8 protein-coding genes are annotated in these 20446 nt (G+C 71.4%); 6 read left to right on the plus strand and 2 right to left on the minus strand.

The genetic code is table 11. The features are described from left to right. Positions 1-30 precede the first annotated feature (30 nt). Entirely contained in the window at positions 31-1599 is a 1569-nt protein-coding gene (locus SALMUC_RS11305; RefSeq protein WP_020042864.1) for a 2-isopropylmalate synthase, read from the minus strand. Between the two features lie 348 nt (positions 1600-1947). Between SALMUC_RS11305 and SALMUC_RS11310 the strand changes: the two genes are divergently transcribed. Then, positions 1948-4935 (plus strand): hypothetical protein, encoded by a 2988-nt coding sequence (locus tag SALMUC_RS11310; RefSeq protein ID WP_021120255.1) that lies wholly within the window; start codon positions 1948-1950, stop codon positions 4933-4935. A gap of 7 nt (positions 4936-4942) precedes the next feature. Here the strand turns inward: SALMUC_RS11310 and epsE are convergent, their stop codons facing one another. Next, positions 4943-6148, minus strand: a complete 1206-nt coding sequence (gene epsE / locus SALMUC_RS11315; protein WP_020042862.1) for an exopolysaccharide biosynthesis GT4 family glycosyltransferase EpsE — start codon at positions 6146-6148, stop codon at positions 4943-4945. 188 nt (positions 6149-6336) lie between these two features. Between epsE and SALMUC_RS11320 the strand changes: the two genes are divergently transcribed. From SALMUC_RS11320 to SALMUC_RS11340, 5 genes are all read left to right on the plus strand, one after another. After that, positions 6337-7170: a glycosyltransferase family 2 protein gene (locus SALMUC_RS11320; protein WP_020042861.1), complete on the plus strand. Its 834-nt coding sequence runs from the start codon at positions 6337-6339 to the stop codon at positions 7168-7170. Continuing rightward, positions 7167-8534: an oligosaccharide flippase family protein gene (locus SALMUC_RS11325; protein ID WP_021120258.1), complete on the plus strand. Its 1368-nt coding sequence runs from the start codon at positions 7167-7169 to the stop codon at positions 8532-8534. Before SALMUC_RS11320 ends, SALMUC_RS11325 begins: the two co-directional genes overlap by 4 nt. Before the next feature lie 179 nt (positions 8535-8713). Beyond that, on the plus strand, positions 8714-15163 hold the full coding sequence (locus tag SALMUC_RS11330) for a type I polyketide synthase (RefSeq protein ID WP_021120259.1): 6450 nt from the start codon (positions 8714-8716) through the stop codon (positions 15161-15163). A 3-nt stretch (positions 15164-15166) separates the two neighbouring features. Further along, positions 15167-16177, plus strand: a complete 1011-nt coding sequence (locus SALMUC_RS11335) for a glycosyltransferase family 2 protein (protein WP_020042858.1) — start codon at positions 15167-15169, stop codon at positions 16175-16177. Positions 16178-16182: 5 nt separating this feature from the next. Then, positions 16183-20446, plus strand: a 4264-nt coding sequence (locus SALMUC_RS11340; protein ID WP_084513974.1) for a MupA/Atu3671 family FMN-dependent luciferase-like monooxygenase, incomplete at its 3' end; no start/stop codon positions are given.

The raw sequence follows: 20446 nt of genomic DNA on the forward strand, positions 1-20446 counted from the left end.
GGCGGCGGGGTGATCCCGGCGCCAGAGCCGTCAGCTCACGTCCTTGTAGCTGATTTCCTTGACGTCGCCGCCGGTCTTGCTGCGGCGGACGTAGAGGCGGTTGAGCGCGTTCACGTAGGCCCGCGCCGAGGCGACGACCGTGTCGGTGTCGGCCGACTGGCCGGTCGCGATCTTGCCGTCCTCTTCCAGCCGGACCGAGACGGTGGCCTGCGCGTCGGTGCCCTCGGTCACCGCGTGCACCTGGTAGAGCTGCAGCCGCGCCTCGTTCGGGTAGAGCTTGCGCACCGCCTTGAAGGTGGCGTCCACCGGGCCGTCGCCCTCTTCGGTGGTCGTCATGGTCTCGCCGCCGACCTCCATCTCGAGCGTCGCCTCGGCCGGACCGCCGGTGCCGCAGGCGACCCTGAGCGACACGATGTCGAGGTGGTTGGCCTGCTCGTCGGCCATGGTCGCGGTCACGAGGGCAAGAATGTCCTCGTCGTAGACTTCCTTCTTGCGGTCGGCGAGTTCCTTGAACCGCACGAAGGTATCCTTGAGCTGGTTGTCCCCGAGCTCGACGCCGAGGTCCTTGAGCTTGGCACGCAGCGCGGCGCGGCCCGAGTGCTTGCCCATGACGAGGCTGGTCGCCGCAAGGCCCACGTCCTCGGGGCGCATGATCTCGAAGGTCTCGGCGTTCTTGAGCATGCCGTCCTGGTGGATACCGGATTCATGCGCGAAGGCGTTCTTGCCGACGATGGCCTTGTTGTACTGCACCGGGAAGCCCGAGACCGTGCTCACGCGGCGCGAGATCTGCATGATCTTGCGCGTGTCGATGCCGGTGTCGAAGGGGATGATGTCGCCGCGCGTGCGCATGGCCATCACCACTTCCTCGAGCGCGGTGTTGCCGGCGCGTTCGCCGAGACCGTTGATCGTGCACTCGATCTGGCGTGCGCCGCCCTCGACCGCGGCGAGCGCGTTGGCCGTCGCCATGCCGAGGTCGTTGTGGCAGTGGGTCGAGAAGATCACCTCGTCGGCGCCCGGCACGGTGGCGATCAGGCGGCGGATGAGGTCGGCCGATTCCACCGGCGCGGTATAGCCCACGGTGTCGGGGATGTTGATCGTGGTGGCACCGGCCTTGATCGCGATCTCGACCACGCGGCAGAGGTAGTCCCACTCGGTCCGGGTCGCGTCCATCGGCGACCACTGCACGTTGTCGCAGATGTTGCGGGCGTGGGTCACCGTCTCGTGGATGCGCTCGGCCATCTCGTCCATGGTGAGGTCGGGAATGGCGCGGTGCAGCGGCGAGGTGCCGATGAAGGTGTGGATGCGCGGGCGCGGCGCCGCCTTGATCGCTTCCCAGCAGCGGTCGATGTCGGCGGGCTGCGCGCGGGCGAGGCCGCAGATCACCGACTCGCGGCTGCGCTTGGCGATCTCGTTCACGGCGGCAAAGTCACCCTCGGAGGCGATGGGAAAGCCTGCCTCGATGATGTCGACGCCCATGTCCTCGAGCATCTCCGCGATCTCGAGCTTTTCCTCGTGGGTCATGGTGGCGCCGGGCGATTGCTCGCCGTCGCGAAGCGTCGTGTCGAAGATGAACACGCGGTCTTTGGTCTGGTCTGTCATGGTCTGATCTCTTGTCGGTCTTCGTCCTGGGGTCCCGGTCGGGTCTCGACGGCGCGAAACGTTCTTCCTCTGAGCGGTCGCGCCGAGACGCCGCGCTCAGAGGCGGGTTAGGAGAAGACGCAGGCCAGCCGACGCCGTCGCGCGGGATGCGCGAGCAGGGAACGTGGTATGGCCAAGGGTCATCATGAGGGCGGAATATACGCACTCACGGTTAAATGAAAACCGCAAAAGGTGAGATTCTTGCCGGAATTCCACGCCGCGCCGCGGCATCCGCGCCGGCCGGGGGTTGAGCGGCCGCGCGTCTGCGGCATACTCGGGCCGCGGGGGCGCAAGGCAGGCGGGGATCAGATGTTTGAACGGTGGATCGGCGCGGCACTGGTTGCGCTGTCGGTGACTGGCGCCGCGCGGGCGCAGGAGGGGCGCGAGGATCTCTCGCTCTACGTTTTCGGCAATTCGCTGGTGCATCACCTGGGCGAGGAGGCGCACAGCAACGTGCCCTACTGGATGGCCCAACTGGCCGAGGCCGATGGCCGCGACCTGGCGCTCGACGGGCAGTGGGGCTTTCTGCGCAACTTCGCCGAGGATCTGCCGCCCAAGCCGAACTGGTCCTTCGAGGCGGTGCAGAGCCTCTGGAGCCCGGGGCGCGGGAGTTTCGGCGACGCGGGCTACGACGCCATCGTCGTGACGCCGGCGAACTTCACCCAGTACCAGGCGCCCGACGCGCCCTACGACGGCGAGAACCCCGACGAACAGAGTCCGCTGGGCGCGGTTCTGCGGATCGTGGACTGGCTGGAGAGCCGCACGCCCGGGGCGCCGGTCTGGATCTACCAGGGCTGGGCCGAGATGGAGCCACACATCTGGAGCTTTCCGCCCAACGCGCGGCGGCTGCGGCGCTACCAGGCGGCCAACCTGGGCGATTACGACGACTGGTATCGCGCCCTGGCCGAGGGCGTGGCCGAGGCACGGGATGGCAAGCGGCCGGGCGTGATCCCGGTGGCGCGGGTGCTGGCGCGGTTGCTGGGCGAGGACGGGCCGCTCGAGGAGTTGCCGGCCGAGGCGCTTTACGTCGACGCGGACCCGCACGGCACGCCGACGCTCTACTTCCTCGCGGCGATGGTGACCTATGCCACGCTCTACGACCGGGCGCCGCCCGAGGGGTTCCTGCCGCCGGACACGCTGCATCCGCGCGTGGTCGCGGACTATCCGGAGCTGGCGGGCTTCGTTCGGGAGCAGGTGCAGGCCGCGCGGGAGGCGGGCGACGCGCCGGCCTGGCCCGTGGACGAGGCGCAGGCCGCCCCAGATGCCGAGCCCGAGACCCGGAGCGCCGAAGCCGAAGCGGAGCCCGCGCCGCTGCCCCGCCGCGGCCGCGTGGCGCTGCCCGGGCCGGGCGCACGTCCCGAGGGTGCACCGGCGCTGGCGATGGGGCTCAACGGGCTGTCGGACTGGTCGACGCAGCATCCCTTCATCGACAAGATGAAATCCGCCCGCGAGTGGGTGGGCCACCTGCCCGGCCAGTGGGGCGGGGTCGGCGCCGACGAAATGCGCGCCGCCGGGCTGCTGGACGCGGACGGCTGGCCGCAGCGCCTGCCCGAGGGGGTCGAGCGGATCGAGGCGCTGATCCTCACCGACCAGCCCGAGGATGCCCAGCACCTGCGCGGCGACTACCGGGTGTTCTGGGAGGGCGAGGGCAAGCTCGAGCTGATCGGTCGTGCCCGCCGCGCGCGCTATGGCGAGGGATGGGCGCGGTTCCACTACACGCCCGGCGAGGGGCTGGTCGGAATCGCGATCTCGGAGCTCGACCCCGAGGACCCGATCCGCGACATCCACGTCGTGCAGGAGCGGCACCTGGCGCTCTGGGAGGCGGGTGCGCTCTTCGATCCGCACTGGATCGCGCGGGTGCGCGACCTGCGGGCGGTGCGCTTCATGGACTGGATGAAGACCAACAGCACCGCCGTCACCGACTGGGACACGCGGCCGCGGATGTCGGACTACACCTGGACCGCCTGGGGCGTGCCGCTGCCGGTGATGATCCGCCTCGCGAACGAGATCGGCGCCGATCCCTGGTTCAACATGCCCCACGCGGCGGACGACGACTATGTCCGGAGCTTCGCCGGGGCAGTGCGCGACGGGCTGGACCCGCGCCTGAAGGCGTATGTCGAGTATTCCAACGAGGTCTGGAACCACATCTTTCCGCAGGCGGACTGGGCGGGGGCGCAGGCCGAGGCGCGCTGGGGCCGCAGCGAGACCGGCTGGATGCAGTTCTACGGGCTGCGCGCGGCGCAGATCATGGACATCTGGACCGAGGTCTTCGGCGAGGCGGCCGACGAGCGGCTGGTGCGCGTGGCGGCGATGCACACCGGCTGGCCGGGGCTGGAGGAGCAGGTGCTGACCGCGCCGCTGGCCTTTCTCGAGCTGGGCCGCCCTCCGCGCGAGAGCTTCGACGCCTATGCGGTGACCGGCTACTTCGGCTACGAGCTGGGCGGCGCGGAGATGGAGGCCGAGGTGCAGGGCTGGCTCGACCGGGCCGAGGCGCAGGCCATCGAGGCGGGCGAGGCGCAAGGATTGCAGCGCGTGGCCCTGCGCGAGTTCGTCCGCGACCGTCGCTTCGAGGCGGCGATCCCGGCGGCGGCCATGGCGCTGCAGGAGGGTTCGCTGGCCGAGCTGACCGACGAGCTCTTTCCCTATCACGCCGAGGCGGCCGAAGACGCCGGCCTGCGGCTGGTGATGTACGAGGGCGGCACGCATGTGGTCGGTCACGGCACGCGGCTCGAGGACGAGCGCCTGACCGCCTTCTTCGAGACGCTGAACTATTCGCCCGAGATGGCCAAGCTCTACGAGTCGCTGCTGACCGGCTGGGTCGCGGCGGGGGGCACGCTGTTCAACGCCTTCGTCGACGTCTCGGGGGCCACGAAGTGGGGCAGCTGGGGCGCGCTGCGGCATCTCGATGACGCCAATCCGCGCTGGGACATGCTGATGGCCTACAACGCCTCGGCGCCGACCGACTGGGACCCGCGGCCGGAGGGCACCTTTGCCGAGGGCGAGATCGTCGAGGGCACACGGCGCGGCGACCGGCTGGAGGGCACGCCCGAGGAGGACGTGCTGCTGGGCGGGCCGGGCGACGACGTGCTGTCAGGCGCGGGCGGCGCCGACCGCCTGCACGGTGGCGCGGGCACCGATACCGCGATCCTGCCGGGCACGCGCGAGGGCTACAGCTTTGCGCGCCGGGACGGTCGCCTGATCGCCACCCGCGAGGGGATCGAGGTCTGGCTCACCGAGATCGAGCGCATCGCTTTCGAGGATGGGTCGGAGGCCGCGATCGAGACCGCAGGGCTGTGACGCGCGCCTAGGGGCGCGTGGCCTGCGCGTGGCGGATTTCCTCCACCAGCGTCTCGGCGCCGAGGCTCGCGCGGAAGTGCTGCTCGACATGCGCGCGGCCCGCGTCGGCGAGGCGCCGGGCGGTTTCGGGGTTCTGCGCCAGCTCGCGGATCGCGCGGGCCAGCACCGAGGGCTCCTTCGGCGGCACGAGACGGCCTGTCACGTCGTCCTCGATCAGCTCGCGCACGCCGCCCGCGTCGGTGCCGATGGTGGGCAGCCCGCAGGCCATGGCCTCCATGTAGGCGACGCCCAGCGGCTCGTGCCAGCTGGCCAGCACGAAGACATGCGATTCCAGCAGCTTGTCGCGCACCGCGTCGGCACTGATCGCGCCAAGCAGCTTGACGTGATCGCGCAGCCGTAGCCGGGCGAGGTGCTGTTCCAGCTCCTGCCGGTAGCCCGAACCGCCGGCGTCGTCCTCGCCCGCGATCTCGAGCCGAACGTTCACGCCCTGGTCGAGCAGTTGCCGCACCGCCGACATAAGGTCCTGGTGGCCCTTCACCACGTTCAGCCGGCCGCAGGAGAAGAGCCGGATCGGCCGCCCCGGCTCGGCCGGCTCATAGGGGGTCTCGCGGCGCAGCTCCTCGGTGTCGACGCCCATGGGCCGGACCGGCGTGCGGGCGGGGACGGCATCGCCCAACTCCTCGTGCACCTCGTCCAGCAGCTTGCGGGTGATGACCGTGGCAAAGCGCGCGCCGCGCCACTTGAAGCGCTGGCCGGGGCCGTAGTCCGAGAGCGGCCCGTGCAGCGTCAGCGAGTAGTCCGGCCCGCCCATGCGCGCGGCCAGCGCCGCGATGAGCCCGGCGCGGGCGCAGGAATGGGCATGCACGTGGTCGAGGCCGTGCGCCGCCGCGTAGCGGGTCAGCGCCTTCGCCGCGGAGAGGGTCAGCGCCACGTCGCGGCCGAACTGCGGCCCCTCGCGCAGGATCCAGCCGGGCAGGCCGCGCGGAAGCAGCCGGGCGAGCGCAGTCAGCGCATCGAGCGGCGCGACCTCGCCCAGATAGGTGGTGCGGGCGATCGCCTCCTGCGACCAGTCGTGCGAGATCAGCCCCGGCGGCGGCATGCGCGTCGACAGCAGGTGCACCTCGTGGCCCATCCGCTCGAGTTCGCGCACCTCGCGCCAGAAGAAGATATGGGTTTGCCCCGGAAATTGGGGCACGAGATATCCGATGCGCAATGGATCCGCCACGCATCCCTCCGATCGACACCGCACGGCGGTTCAGCTCCGCCTTTCCGACAAGGGTTCAAGTCTTTTCATTCTTTGGCCACAGTTGGCTGGCACTCGACAGGCGGTCGGGGGCATAATTTTTGCCGGGTGTGGCTGCATTGGTACGGAACCTGTCTGACGATTCGACCTCCACGGCGATGCCGGCCCTTTCGGTCATCCTTCCGGCCAGCAACGAGGCCGCGCTGATCGCGCGCTGCCTGTCCTCGCTCGTCGCCTCGCGCTGGAATGCGGCGGCGCCTGTCGAGACTCTCGTGATCGCCAACGGCTGCCGCGACGACACTGCCGGGCGCGCCCGCGCGCAGGCCGGCGCCTTTGCCGCGCGGGGCTGGCCCCTGCGGGTGATCGAGCGGGCCGAGGGCGGCAAGCTGGGCGCGCTCAACGCCGGCGACGCGGCGGCGCGCGGGCCGGTGCGGGTCTACCTCGACGCCGACGTGACCGTCTCGCCCGACCTGCTGGCGCAGCTTCACGATGCGCTGGATACCGCGCGGCCGCGCTACGCCAGCGGGCGGCTCGACATCACGGCGGGCGGCGTCATGGCGCGCGCCTATGCGCGGGTCTGGCGGCAGGTGCCCTTCATGGCGCGGGGCGTGCCGGGCTGCGGTGTCTTCGCGGTCAATGCCGCCGGTCGCGCGCGCTGGGGCGCCTTCCCCGAGATCATCTCGGACGACACCTTCGTGCGGCTGAATTTCGCCCCGGCCGAGCGGGTGGGCGTGCCCGCCCCCTACCGCTGGCCGGTGGCCGAAGGGCTGGCGAACCTCGTGCGCGTCCGCCGGCGGCAGGACGCCGGCGTCGCCGAGATCGGCAGTGCCTTTCCGCAGCTTCGCGCCAACGACGACACGCCGCCCTTTCCGGCGCGCGACAAGCTGCGGCTGGCACTGCGCGATCCGCTGGGCTTTGCCGTCTACGCGGGTGTGGCGCTGGCGGTGCGGCTGACGCCCGCGCGGGCGCAGGGCTGGAGCCGGGGACGATGAGCATGGCCTTCGTCGAGCGGTTCCGGGGCATCTCGCTCAGCGCGCGGGTGGTGCGGTCGTCGGTCTTCACCGTGGGCGGCTTCGGCGGGAGCCAGGCGCTGCGGCTGGCCTCGAACCTGGTGCTGACGCGGCTGCTGTTTCCCGAAGCCTTCGGCCTCATGGCGCTGGTCTCGGTCTTCATGATGGGACTGGCGCAGTTCTCGGACGTGGGCGTGACGCCGGCCATCCTGCAGAGCAAGCGCGGCGACGAGCGCGATTTCCTCGACACCGCCTGGACGATCCAGGTGATCCGGGGCGCCGGGCTCTGGCTGGTGGCCTGCGCGCTGTCCTGGCCGATGGCCGTGTTCTACGACGAGCCGCAGCTTGCGCAGCTTCTGCCGGTGGCAAGCCTCACGCTGCTGATCATGGGGTTCCGTCCGACGCGGCTGGACACGGCGAACCGGCACCTGGTGCTGGGCCGGGTCACGCTGGTCGAGTTCGGCACCCAGATCGTCGCGCTGACGGTGGGGATCGGGCTGGCCTGGCTGACCGGCTCGGTCTGGGCGCTGGTGGCGAGCGGGCTGGTCAACAGCGTCTGCGACGTGGTGCTGAACGCGGCCTTCCTGCCGGGCGAGCGCAACCGCTTCCGCTGGGAGAAGGCCGCCGCGCAGGAGCTCATCACCTTCGGCAAGTGGATCTTTCTCTCGACGGTCTGCGGTTTCTTCTTCAGCCAGGCGGACAAGATCCTCGTGGGGCGCTTCGTGCCGCTGGACCTCTTCGGGATCTACAACATCGGCTTCTTCCTCGCCTCCTTCCCGATGCTGCTGGGCGGCATGGTCACGCGCAAGATCCTGATCCCGATCTACCGGGAATCCCCGCCGACCGAGAGCCGCGCGAACTTCCTGCGCCTGCGCCGGATGCGCTTTGCGGTGACCGCGCTGCTGATGGTCATGGTGGGGGGCTTTGCGATGCTGGGGCACTGGCTGGTCGACCTCATGTACGACCCGCGCTACGCCGCCGCCGGGGCGGTGGCGGTGGTGCTGGCCTGCATGCAGATGCCGCAGATCGTCGTGCAGACCTACGACCAGGCGGCGCTGGCGGCAGGCGACAGCCGCAGCTTCTTCGTGCTGGCGCTGGTGCGCGCGGTGCTCATGGTCTCGTGCCTGCTGGTGGGCCTGCAGGCGGGGGGCCTGGTGGGCGCGCTGCTGGGGCAGGGCGCGGCCTTCCTGCTGGCCTACCCGGTGGTGGTCTGGCTGGCCCGGCGCATGGGCGCATGGGACCCGCTGCACGACACCGCCTTCGCCGCGCTGGGCCTCGCGCTCGGGGGGCTGGCGATCTGGCTGAACTGGACGCCGGTCGTGGCATTGGCGGGCGCCGGGGGGTGAGTCGCGCGGCCTTGAAGCGGACCCGGACATGGTGCCGCAGCGTTTCGCGGCGCGCGACAATGACCCGCCGGCTTGGTTAAATTGCAGCAAGAAGCGGGCAGAAGGCTAAAATGCGCCGCAATTGCTCCGCATTCCGGTGCTAGGTGTGACCCTGGGGTAAAGCGGTGGACTTCGGGACCATGACATCTGACATGCACGACGAGACCGAGACCGATATCGCCATCGTCGGCATGGCCGCGCATCTGCCCGGGGCGGCGGATATCGCCGAATACTGGCGCAACCTGCGCGAGGGCCGCAGCGCGATCCGGAAACTGAGCGAGGACGACCTGCGCGCGGCGGGAGAGGACCCGGGCCTGATGCGGCACCGCGACTACGTGCCCTTCGCCGCGCCGCTCGACGGGTTCGAGATGTTCGATGCCGACTTCTTTGGACTGGGTCCAAAGGACGCCGCGATCATGGACCCGCAGCACCGCCAATTCCTCGAGACCGCCTGGGAGGCGCTCGAGACGGCGGGGCACGTGCCCGAAAGCTTCGATGGGGATGTCGGCGTCTTCGCGGGCTGCGGCATGGGCAGCTATTTCTATTTCAATGTCTGCTCGAACCCCGATCTGGTCGAGAACACGGGCATGTTCCTGCTGCGCCATACCGGCAACGACAAGGACTTCATGACCACGCGCCTCAGCCACGTGCTGAACCTGCGCGGGCCCTCGATCAACCTGCAGACCGCCTGCTCGACCTCGCTGGTCGCCACGCACTACGCCGCGCAGGCGCTGCTGAACGGCGAGTGCGACATGGCGCTGGCGGGCGGCGCGACGATCGAGCTGCCGCAGGGGCGCGGCTATCTCTACAAGGAGAACGAGATCCTCTCGCCCGACGGGCAGTGCCATGCCTTCGACCACAGGGCACAGGGCACGGTCTTCGGCTCGGGCGTGGGCGTGGTGGTGCTGCGGCGCCTGTCGGACGCGCTGGCCGACGGCGACCATGTCTGGGCGGTCATCAAGGGCTCGGCCGTGAACAACGACGGCGCGCAGAAGGCCGGCTACCTCGCGCCCTCGGTCGAGGGGCAGGCCGAGGCCGTCGCCGACGCGCAGGCCATCGCAGGTGTCACGGCGGACACGGTGGATTACGTCGAGTGCCACGGCACCGGCACCTACCTGGGCGATCCCATCGAGGTGGCGGCGCTGACGGAGGCCTTCCGCGAGACCTCGGCCGCGACGGGGCATTGCCGCATCGGCTCGGTCAAGACGAACATCGGGCACCTCGACACGGCGGCGGGCGTCGCCTCGCTGGTCAAGGCCACGCTGGCGCTGCACGAACGGGAAATGCCGCCGTCGCTGGGCTTTGAGGCGCCGAACCCGGCGATCGACTTCGAAAACTCGCCCTTCGTGGTGAACGACGCGCTCACGCCGTGGGAACGGCGGGGCCATCCCCGGCGGGCGGGCGTGAACTCGCTTGGCGTGGGCGGGACCAACGCGCATGTCGTGCTGGAAGAGGCCCCCGAGCGCGCCGCGTCGGAGGCCAGCGACTGGCCGTTCCAGATCCTGACGCTCTCGGCGCGGTCGAAGGCCGCGCTCGACGGCAACGCGGCGCGGCTGGCCGGGCACCTGCGCGCCCACCCCGAGCAGCCGCTGGCCGACGTCGCCTGGACGCTGAAGGAGGGCCGCGCCGCCTTCGAGACGCGCCGCGTGGTGGTTGCGGAAAGCCACGAGGAGGCCGCGCGCCTGCTCGAACAGGGCGACGCGCGCCGGGTGCATTCGCACAGCGCGCTGGAGCGGCCCGACGTGGCCTTCATGTTCCCCGGCGGCGGCGCGCAATACGCCGGCATGGCGCGCGATCTCTACGAGACCGAGCCGGTTTTTGCCGAGTGGATGGATCGCGGGCTGGAGGCCCTGGCCGAGATCACCGACGAGGACATCCGCGCGCTCTGGCTGCCCGACGATGCCGACCGGGCCGAGGCGGAGAAGGCGCTCACGCGGCCCTCGCGGCAGCTGCCGCTCATCATGATCGCCGAATACGCGCTGGCGCAGCTCTGGATGAGCTGGGGCATCCGGCCTTCCGCGCTGGTGGGGCACTCGATGGGCGAGAACACCGCCGCCTGCCTTGCCGGGGTCCTGTCCTTCGAGGACTGCATCGGGCTGGTGCACCTGCGCGGCCGCCTCTTCGACAGCGTGCCGGCGGGCGGGATGCTGTCGGTTGCCCTGTCGGCCGAGGACCTGGCGCCGTGGCTGGGCGATGAACTGGACCTCGGCGCGGTCAACGCGCCCGGGCTCTCGGTCGCCTCCGGGCCGCAGGCAGCGCTGGACGCGCTGCAGGCGCGGCTGACGGCCGAGGGCATCGACTGCCAGCGCATCGCCATCGACATCGCCGCGCACAGCCGGATGCTGGAGCCGATCCTCCAGAGATTCCGCGCCTACCTGCGCAGCATCGACCTGAACGCGCCGCAGATCCCGCTGACCTCGAACCGCACGGGGCAGATGATGACGCCCGAACAGGCGACCGACCCGGAGTACTGGGTCGCGCATTTGCGCGGCACCGTACAGTTCGCCGGGTGCATCGGTACGCTGGCACAACCGAACCGCATCTTCCTCGAGGTGGGGCCGGGCAAGGCGCTCTCGGCGCTGGCGCGGCAGCACGATGCCGTGCCGGGGCAGCAGGTTCTGTCCTCGCTGCGGCACCGCGACGAGGCGATCGCCGACGACAGGCACATGTTCGAGGTGCTGGGCCGGCTCTGGGCGCTGGGCGCCAGCTTCGACTGGGGACAGGTCTGGGGCGAGGCGCGGCGCAACCGCGTCGTGCTGCCCACCTACGCCTTCCAGCGTGCCCCCTATTTCATCGCGCCGGGCAAGGCGCAGACCGATGCGGCGCCCAGCTTCCTGACACGCAGCGACGACATTGCGCAGTGGGGCTGGCGCCCCGTCTGGCGCCCGCGCGCGGCCGAGGCCGAGGTCGACGTCGCCGAGGGGCTGTCCGAGGCCGAGCCGCGCACCTGGCTGATGTTCATGGACGAGGCCGGGCTTGCCGCCCGCGCCGCGGCCCGGCTCACGGCGGCGGGGCATACCGTGGTCGAGGTGCGCCCCGGCGACAGCTTCACCCGGCTTTCCGACACCTCCTACATGCTGGCGCCCGAGCGGGGGCGCGAAGGATACGACCTGCTGATGCAGGACCTCGCGCTGCGCGGCCACGTGCCCTCGCGGATCGCGCATTTCTGGCTGGTGACCGAGGGCGAGACCCACCGCCCCGGCTCGAGCTTCTTTCACCGGCTGCAGGAGCAGGGCTTCTACTCGCTGCTGTTCCTGGCCCAGGCGATGGCCGAGGAAAATCTGCCGCGCCCGCTGCACCTGACCGTGGTCACTAGCGGCGCGGCCAGGGTCCGCGACGAGGCGCTGCCGCATCCGGCCAAGGCCACCGTCGCCGGCCCCGCCCGCGTGATCCCGCGCGAGCTGCCGGGCATCAGCGTCTCGACGCTGGACCTCGCACTGCCGCAAGCGGCACAGGGCGGCGTCCTGTCGCGCCGCAGGGCGCAGGCGGCGCGGGCGGCGGCGGTCGAGGCACTGACGGTCCAGGTGCTCGAGGAACTGCTTTCCGAGCCCTCGGAGGCACAGGCCGCCCTGCGCGGCGGGCGGCGCTTTGACTGCGCGATGAAGCCGGCCCTGCTGGACGAGGCGCCCGCGCCGATCCCCGAGCGGGGCGGCACCTACCTGGTGACCGGCGGCTTCGGCGGCATCGGCCTGACGCTGGCGCAGGATTTCGCGGCGCGGGGCGCGAACCTCGTGCTGGTGGCGCGCAGAGAGCTGCCCGAGCGGGAGCAGTGGGACGACTACCTCGCCCGCCACGCGCCGCAGGACCGTGTCGCGCGGCGCATCCGCGCCGTCCGCGCGCTGGAAGAGGCGGGCGCCGAGGTCATGCTGGCGGCCGCCGACGTCTGCAACCTGGGCCAGATGCAGGAGATTCGCGCGCGGGCCGAGGCGCGCTTTGGCCGCATCGCCGGCGTGATCCACGGCGCGGGGGTGATCGACGACGGCCCGCTGCTGGCCAAGACGCCCGCCGGGATCGAGGATGTCTTCACGCCCAAGATCCACGGCACGCAGGTGCTGGGGCAGGTCTTTCCCGACGGGGCGACAGACTGGATCGCGCTGCTCTCGTCGTCCTCGACGGTCACGGCGCCCGCAGGGCAGGTGGATTACGTCGCCGCGAACGAATACCTCAACGCCTTCGCCCGGGCGCGGGCCGGTGGTCAGACGCGGGTGGTCGCGATCAACTGGGGCATCTGGTCCGAGGTCGGCATGGCCGCCGAGAGCGTCGCCGCGCGCCGGGGCGAGGTGCCGCCCCCGCCGGTCGAGCCCGCGGGCTGGCCGCTGCTGGGGGACAAGACCTTCGACGCGCATGGCAACCGGCTGTTCACCGCGCAATACTCGACCGGCGACTGGGTCATCGACGAGCACCGCACGCGGGCGGGCGACGCACTGCTGCCGGGCACCGGCTACCTGACGCTGGCCGCCCATGCGCTGCGCGCGCAGGCCGAGGAGGCGCCCTTCGAGATCCGCGACCTTGCCTTCCTGCGGCCTCTGCGGGTGGCCGAGACCGGCGCGCGCGACGTCCGCGTGCGGCTCACCCGCCGCGACGAGGGCTATGGCTTCGAGGTGCTGGCAGACGCCACGCTGGGCGGCCGGCGCGGCCATGCGCTGACCGCGCAGGCGACGCTGGCGCTGATGCCCATGCGGCGGCCCGAGGCGCTGGACCTCGAGGCGATCCGCGACCGTTGCGGCGCCTCGGTGAGCGCCGGGCCGGGGCAGAAACTGGCCTCGGCGCAGGAGGTGCAACTGGCCTTCGGTCCGCGTTGGAAGGTGCTGGACAGCCGCGCACTTGGCACGGGCGAGGGCATCGCGGAGCTGTCTCTGCCGCCCGAGGCACGGGGCGACGGCTGCCTGCTGCATCCCGCGCTGATGGACATCGCGACCGGCTGGGCGATGGAGCTGATCGAGGGCTGGCAGCCCACGCACCTCTGGGTGCCGGTCTCCTATTCCCGCGTGCGGGTGCACGCCCCGCTGACCGGGCAGATCGTCAGCTGGGTGCGCAATGCCGCCGACAACCGGGCCGATGCCGAGACGGCCAGCTTCGACGTCACGCTCTGCGCGCCCGACGGCACGGTGCTGGTCGAGATCGCGGGCTTCACCATTCACAAGCTGGTCTCGGCCGATGTCCTGCAGGCTGCCCCGCGTCTGACCGCCGCCGAGCTGGAGGTCGACGAGGGCGGTCCGGCGCAGCCGCTTTCGGCTGCCGAGGAGCGGCTGGCGCACAACCTCGAACAGGGCATCCGGCCCGCCAAGGGGGTCATCGCCTTCCGACGGGCACTGGCGCTGGGGCAGCCGCAGGTCGTCGTGTCCTCGCTGGATCTCGACCAGCTGACCCGGCAGGCGGCGGCGGGCACCGAGGAGCGCGCGGGCGGTCAGGGCTTCGAGCGGCCGCAGCTCGACAGCGACTACGTGGCGCCGGAAACGGATATCGAGCGCACGCTCGCCGGGTTCTGGCAGGAGCTGCTGGGCGTGCAGGACGTGGGCGTCGGGGACAGTTTCTTCGACCTTGGCGGGCACTCGCTGATCGCGGTGCGGCTGTTCTCGATGGTCAAGAAGACCTTCCGTGTCGATTTCCCGATCTCGGTGCTCTTCGAGGCGCCGACGATCCGGGCCTGCGCGGCGCTGATCGCGGAGCGGACGGGCGACACCGGCACGCCGGACGAGGCGCGCCCGCGGGCGCCGGAGCGGCGCTTTACCCACATCGTGCCCATGCACGACGGCGAGGGCGGGCCGCGCCGGCCCTTCTTCCTGGTGGCGGGGATGTTCGGCAACGTGCTGAACCTGCGTCACCTCGCGCACCTTCTGGGCGCCGACCGGCCCTTCTACGGGTTGCAGGCGCGCGGGCTCTACGGCGGCGAGGAGCCGCATCGCAGCATCGAGGCGATGGCCCGCGATTACATCGCCGAGATGCGGCAGGTGCAGCCCGAGGGCCCCTACATGGTCGGCGGATTCTCGGGCGGCGGGATCACCGCCTACGAGATCGCGCGCCAGCTCGAGGCGATGGGCGAGGAGGTGGCGCTGTGCGTGCTGCTGGACACGCCGCTGCCCAGGCGGCGGCCGCTCTCGGGGCGCGACCGGGCGCTGATCCAGCTGCAGGAGCTGCGTGCGCGGGGGCCGCTCTACCCGCTGACCTGGGCGCGCAACCGCGTGCTCTGGGAGATCGAGAAGCGCCGCCCGCAGGCGGAGACCGAGGTGCAGCACGGCTTCCACAACGCCGAGATCGAGGCGGCCTTCCTGCAGGCGGTCGCCGCCTACGAGGTGCGGCCCTGGAACGGGCGGCTGGTGCTCTACCGTCCGCCGCTCGTGGGCAAGTGGCCGGTCTCGGGGGGCGCGATGGTGAACTCGGAACGCGCCTATGTCACGCATGACAACGACTGGGGCCTGACGGTGCCGCATGTCGAGGTGCACGAGGTGCCGGGCGATCACGACTCGATGGTGCTCGAGCCCAACGTGCGCGTGCTGGCCGCGCTCATGCGCGAGGCCATCGCCGGTGCCGAGGCGCAGCTGCACGGCAGCGAGGTCCTCGACTTCCCCGGCCACCGGGCGGCGGAGTAGCGCATGGGTCCGAAGCTGCTGATCGTCTCGCTGAACTACCGCACGGCCGCGATGACACTGCGCTCGGTCCGCGCCGCGCTGCGCGAGATGGCGGGGCTCAACGCCGAGCTGGTGGTCGTCGACAACGACAGCGGCGACGGATCGTTCGAGGCGCTGCGCGACGGTCTGGCAAGGGACATCGCGCAGGGCGCGCCGGTGCGGGTGATCCGCTCGGCGCGCAACGGCGGCTTCGGCGCGGGCAACAACATGGGCATCCGCGCGGGCTGGTCCGACGGCACCCGGCCCGACTACGTCTACCTGCTGAATTCCGACGCCTTTCCGGGCCCGGGGGCGGTCCGGGCGCTGCTGGAGCATCTCGAGGCCGACTCGCAGACGGGCATCGCCGGCAGCTACATCCACGGCGAGGACGGCGCGGCGCATGTCACGGCCTTCCGCTTCCCCTCGGCCTGGTCAGAGTTCGAGGGCGCGGCGCGCTTCGGGCCCTTCTCGCGGATGCTGCGCGGCAAGGCGGTGCCCATCGGCGTGCCCGAGACCGGCCAGCGGGTCGACTGGCTGGCCGGGGCCTCGATGATGATCCGGCAGAGCGTTCTGGACGAGATCGGGCTCTTCGACGAGACCTTCTTCCTTTACTTCGAGGAAACCGACCTCTGCCGCCGCGCCGCGCGGGCCGGCCACCGGACGCATTACGTGCGCGAGAGCGCGGTCGCGCATATCGGCTCGGTCTCGACCGGGATGAAGCGCTGGGCGCGCATCCCGGGCTTCTGGCTCGACAGCCGATGGCACTATTTCACCAAGACGCACGGCCGGGCCTACGCGGCGCTGGCCACGCTTGCGCATGTCGCGGGCGGGTTGCTGTGGCGGGCGCGGATGCTGATCCAGCGCAAGCCGCCGGCGGACCCGCCGCGCTTCCTGCGCGACCTTGTTTCACATGACCTCGCGGCGCTGGTCCGGCCCCTGCCGGCCCGGCGCGAGGCGGGCAATGGGCCCGCCGCGACAGAGGCCCCGGCGGAGTGACGGAGATGACCCAGTTTTCCTGCGTGGTGATCGGCAACGAATCCCTGCTCGTGCAGTGCGGCGAGCGGCTGCTGGCGGCGGGTCACGCGATCCGCGCGGTGGTGACGCGCAACGCCGACGTGGCCGCGTGGGCGACGGGCCGGGGGCTGGCGGTCGTGGCGCCCGGCACGGACCTCGCGGCGCGGTTGCCGCAGGCCTTCGACTGGCTGCTCTCCATCGCCAACCTCGACATGATCCCGCGCGAGGTGCTGTCGCTGCCCGCGAAGGGTGCGGTCAACTTCCACGACGGGCCGTTGCCGCGCCACGCGGGGCTCAACGCACCGGTCTGGGCGCTGATCGAGGGCGAGACGCGGCACGGCGTGACCTGGCACATGATCGAGGGCGGCGTGGACGAGGGCGACATCCTCGTCTCGCGCGGCTTCGACATCGCGCCGACGGACACGGCGCTGACGCTGAACACCAAGGCCTTCGAGGCGGCCATCGACAGCTTCGGCGACCTTCTGGAGCAGCTGGAACACGGGCTGCGCCGCGTGCCGCAGGACCTGACGCAGCGCAGCTACCACGCGCTGGCCGACCGGCCCCCGGCGCATGGGCTGCTGGATTTCACCCGTCCCGCCGAGGAGCTGGCCTGGCTGGTGCGCGCGTTGGATCACGGCGGCTATGCCAACCCGCTTTCGGCGCCCAAGGTGCGGGCGCATGGCGCGCTCTGGCTTGTGGGCGAGGCACGCGCGGTGGCGGGCACCGGCACGCCGGGTCAGGTGATCGAGGCGACCGACGACCACCTGACCGTGGCCTGCGGAACGGGGGCGCTGCGCTTGGCGCATTTCGCACGGGTCTGCGGGGCACCGGCGCTGGTGGCGCAGGTCGCGCATCCGGGCGACGTGCTGGACGTGCCGGGTGCCGAGGCACGGGCGCGGATCGACGCGAAGATCGCCGCCGTGGCGCCTCACGAGGCGTTTTGGCGGCGTCGTCTGGCCGACCTGTCGCCGATCGAGCTTCAGGGCCTTGGCCGAACCCCGGGCGCCATCGCGGAGCGCCCGCTCGCGCTGGGCGAAGAGGCCGCCGCGCGTGTTGCGCTCTGGGCCGCGCGGCTGGATGCGGATCACGCCGACCTCGCGTTTGCCAACGCAGAACTTGCCGCGCTGGCCGAGGGCGGCATGGTCGCGCCCTGGGTGCCGCTGCGCGTGCCGGAGGACGAGACGCTGACGGCAGTCTCCGCTGCGCTGAACGAGGCGCTCGCCGAGGCGCGCAAACGCAAGGGCTTTGCCACCGATCTGCCCGCGCGCGATCCGGCGCTGTCGGCGCCGCAGGTGCCGCACGTCGGCCTGAGCCTTGGCGCGGGGCACATCCCGGGCACGATCCTGACCGTCGAGCTGCGCGACGGCGCGGCCGAGCTGCTCTACGACAGCGGCCGGATCGAGGCGGCGCAGGCCGAGCTTCTGGCAGCGCGGCTGGAGCTTCTTGCCGGGGTCGACACGCAGGCGCCGCTCGCCGCACTGCCCCTGTTGCCCGAGGCCGAGCGCGAGATGGTGCTCAACCGCTGGAACGCCACCGAAACGCCGCGCGACGAGGCGCTGACCATGCAGGCCGCCTTCGAGCGGCAGGCGCAGGCCACGCCCGATGCCGTGGCGCTGGTCTTCGAGGGGCAGCAGCTCACCTACGCCGATCTGGACGCTCGCGCGAACCGCGCCGCGCATGTCCTGCGCGGGATGGGCGTGCGGCCCGGCACGGTGGTGGGGCTCTGCACCCGCCGGTCGGTCGACCTCATGGTCGGCGCGCTGGGCATTCTCAAGGCGGGCGGCGCCTACCTGCCGCTCGACCCGGCCTATCCCGCCGACCGGTTGCGCCACTACATCGCCGACAGCGGCTGCCCGGTGATCGTCACCCAGTCCGCGCTGAGGGGCGATTTGCCCGACCATGCCGCCGAACTGCTGGTGATCGACGCGGACCCGCGCCTCGCTCAGGCGCCGGATGCCACGCCCGCCCCGGCCAGCGGGCCGGAGGACCTTGCCTATCTCATCTACACCAGCGGCTCGACCGGCACGCCCAAGGGGGTGATGGTCGAACACCGCAACGTGGCGAATTTCTACACCGGCATGGACGCGCAGGTGCCGCACGATCCGCCGGGCACATGGCTGGCCGTCACCAGCCTGAGCTTCGACATCTCGGTGCTGGAGCTGTTCTGGACCACGGCGCGCGGGTTCAAGGTGGTGCTGACCTCGGACGAGGACCGCGGGCTGATCTCGCGCGGGCCGATGCCGATGTCGGATCACGGCATGGACTTCTCGCTCTACTACTGGGGCAACGACGACGGGGTTGGGCGCGACAAGTACGCGCTGCTGCTCGAAGGCGCGAAATTCGCCGACAGCCACGGCTTTTCGGCGGTCTGGACGCCCGAGCGGCACTTTCACGCCTTCGGCGGGCCCTATCCCAATCCCTCGGTCACCGGCGCGGCGGTCGCGGCGGTGACGCGCAACATCGCCGTGCGCTCGGGATCGGTCGTGGCGCCGCTGCACCATCCCGCCCGGATCGCCGAGGAATGGGCGGTGATCGACAACCTCACCAACGGGCGGGCGGGGTTGGCCATCGCCTCCGGCTGGCAGCCCGACGACTTCGTCCTGCGCCCCGAGAACACGCCGCCCGCGAACAAGCCCGCGATGATCGAGAGCATCGAGCAGGTCCGCCGCCTCTGGCGCGGCGAGGCGGTGGCTTTTCCGCGCAAGGACGGCTCGCTGCACGAGGTGGTCACGCAGCCGCGTCCGGTCTCGTCGGAGCTGCCGGTCTGGGTCACCACCGCCGGCAATCCCGAGACCTGGAAGGAGGCCGGGCGGCTAGGCTGCAACGTGCTGACGCACCTGCTGGGCCAATCCATCGAGGAGGTCGCCGGGAAGATCCGCCTGTATCACGACGCGCTGCGCGCGGCCGGGCACGACCCGGCGGACTTCACCGTCTCGCTGATGCTGCACACCTGCCTTGCCGCGACGCGCGAGGAGGCCCGCGAGATCGCCCGCGAGCCGATGAAGGACTACCTGCGCTCGGCCGCCGGGCTCATCAAGCAGTACGCCTGGGCCTTCCCGGCGTTCAAGCGGCCGCAGGGGGTGAACAACCCGTTCGAGCTGGACCTCGAGGTGCTCGAGCCCGACGAGCTGGACGCGATCCTCGACTTCGCCTTCGAGCGCTATTTCAACGACAGCGGCCTTTTCGGCACCGTCGAGGATGCGCTGACGCGGACCGAGCAGCTCAAGCGCATCGGCGTGACCGAGATCGCCTGCCTGATCGACTACGGCATCGACCGGGCGCAGGTGCTGGACGGGCTGCGCCCGCTGGCCGAGGTGGTGACACGCGCCAATGCGGCGCCGGAACTGGCCGAGGACGACTTCTCGATTGCCGCGCAGATCCTGCGCCACGGGGTGACGCACATGCAGTGCACGCCTGCGATGGCGCGGATGATCGCCATGAACGACGAGGCGCGCTTTGCCCTGTCGAAGGTGCGGCACCTCTACCTCGGGGGCGAGCCGCTGCCCGGCGCGCTGGTCGAGGAGTTCGGCCGCATCACCGACGCCACGGTCACCAACATGTACGGGCCGACCGAGACGACGATCTGGTCCTCGACCGAGGCGGCGCAGGCCGGTGAAGGCGTGGTCAACATCGGGCACCCTCTGGCGAACCAGCAGCTCTACGTGCTGGACGAGGCGGGCGCGCCGGTGGGCGTGGGCCAGCCGGGCGAGCTGTGGATCGGCGGGCGGGGCGTGACGCGCGGCTACTGGAACCGCCCCGAGCTGACCGCCGAGCGCTTTGCCGCGAACCCCGTCCATGGCGGGCGGATGTATCGCACCGGCGATCTCGTGCGGCGGCGCATCGACGGGCGGATCGATTTCATCGGCCGCGTCGACACGCAGGTCAAGCTGCGCGGTTTCCGCATCGAGCTGGGCGAGATCGAGGCCGTGATGGAGGCGCAGCCCGGCATCGCGCAGGCCGTCGTGGTGGCGCGCGAGGATCAGCCGGGCGACACGCGGCTCGTGGGCTACTACACCTCCGGCGCGCCGCTGGACGAGGCGGCGCTGCGCGCGGCGATGGCTGCGGCGCTGCCCGAGTTCATGGTCCCGGCGCACCTGCTGCGGCTCGAGGCTTTCCCGCTGACGCCGAACAAGAAGGTCGACCGCAAGGCGCTGCCCGCGCCCTCGGCGCGCCGCGTGGCGGCGCCGAGGCCCGCCGCGCCGGTCGCGGCGCCGGTGGCGTCGGTCTCCGGTCCGGGCACCGAGACGGTCG

It is taken from the genome of Salipiger mucosus DSM 16094, assembly GCF_000442255.1.
GTDB classification, from domain to species: Bacteria; Pseudomonadota; Alphaproteobacteria; order Rhodobacterales; family Rhodobacteraceae; genus Salipiger; species Salipiger mucosus.

Excerpts from the sequence above, each read along its gene's own strand:
- SALMUC_RS11320 (WP_020042861.1), top strand. The coding sequence starts at position 6,337 with ATGCCGGCCCTTTCGGTCATCCTTCCGGCCAGCAACGAGGCCGCGCTG.
- SALMUC_RS11335 (WP_020042858.1), top strand. The coding sequence starts at position 15,167 with ATGGGTCCGAAGCTGCTGATCGTCTCGCTGAACTACCGCACGGCCGCG.
- SALMUC_RS11330 (WP_021120259.1), top strand. The coding sequence starts at position 8,714 with ATGACATCTGACATGCACGACGAGACCGAGACCGATATCGCCATCGTC.
- SALMUC_RS11310 (WP_021120255.1), top strand. The coding sequence starts at position 1,948 with ATGTTTGAACGGTGGATCGGCGCGGCACTGGTTGCGCTGTCGGTGACT.
- SALMUC_RS11305 (WP_020042864.1), bottom strand. The coding sequence starts at position 1,599 with ATGACAGACCAGACCAAAGACCGCGTGTTCATCTTCGACACGACGCTT.
- SALMUC_RS11325 (WP_021120258.1), top strand. The coding sequence starts at position 7,167 with ATGAGCATGGCCTTCGTCGAGCGGTTCCGGGGCATCTCGCTCAGCGCG.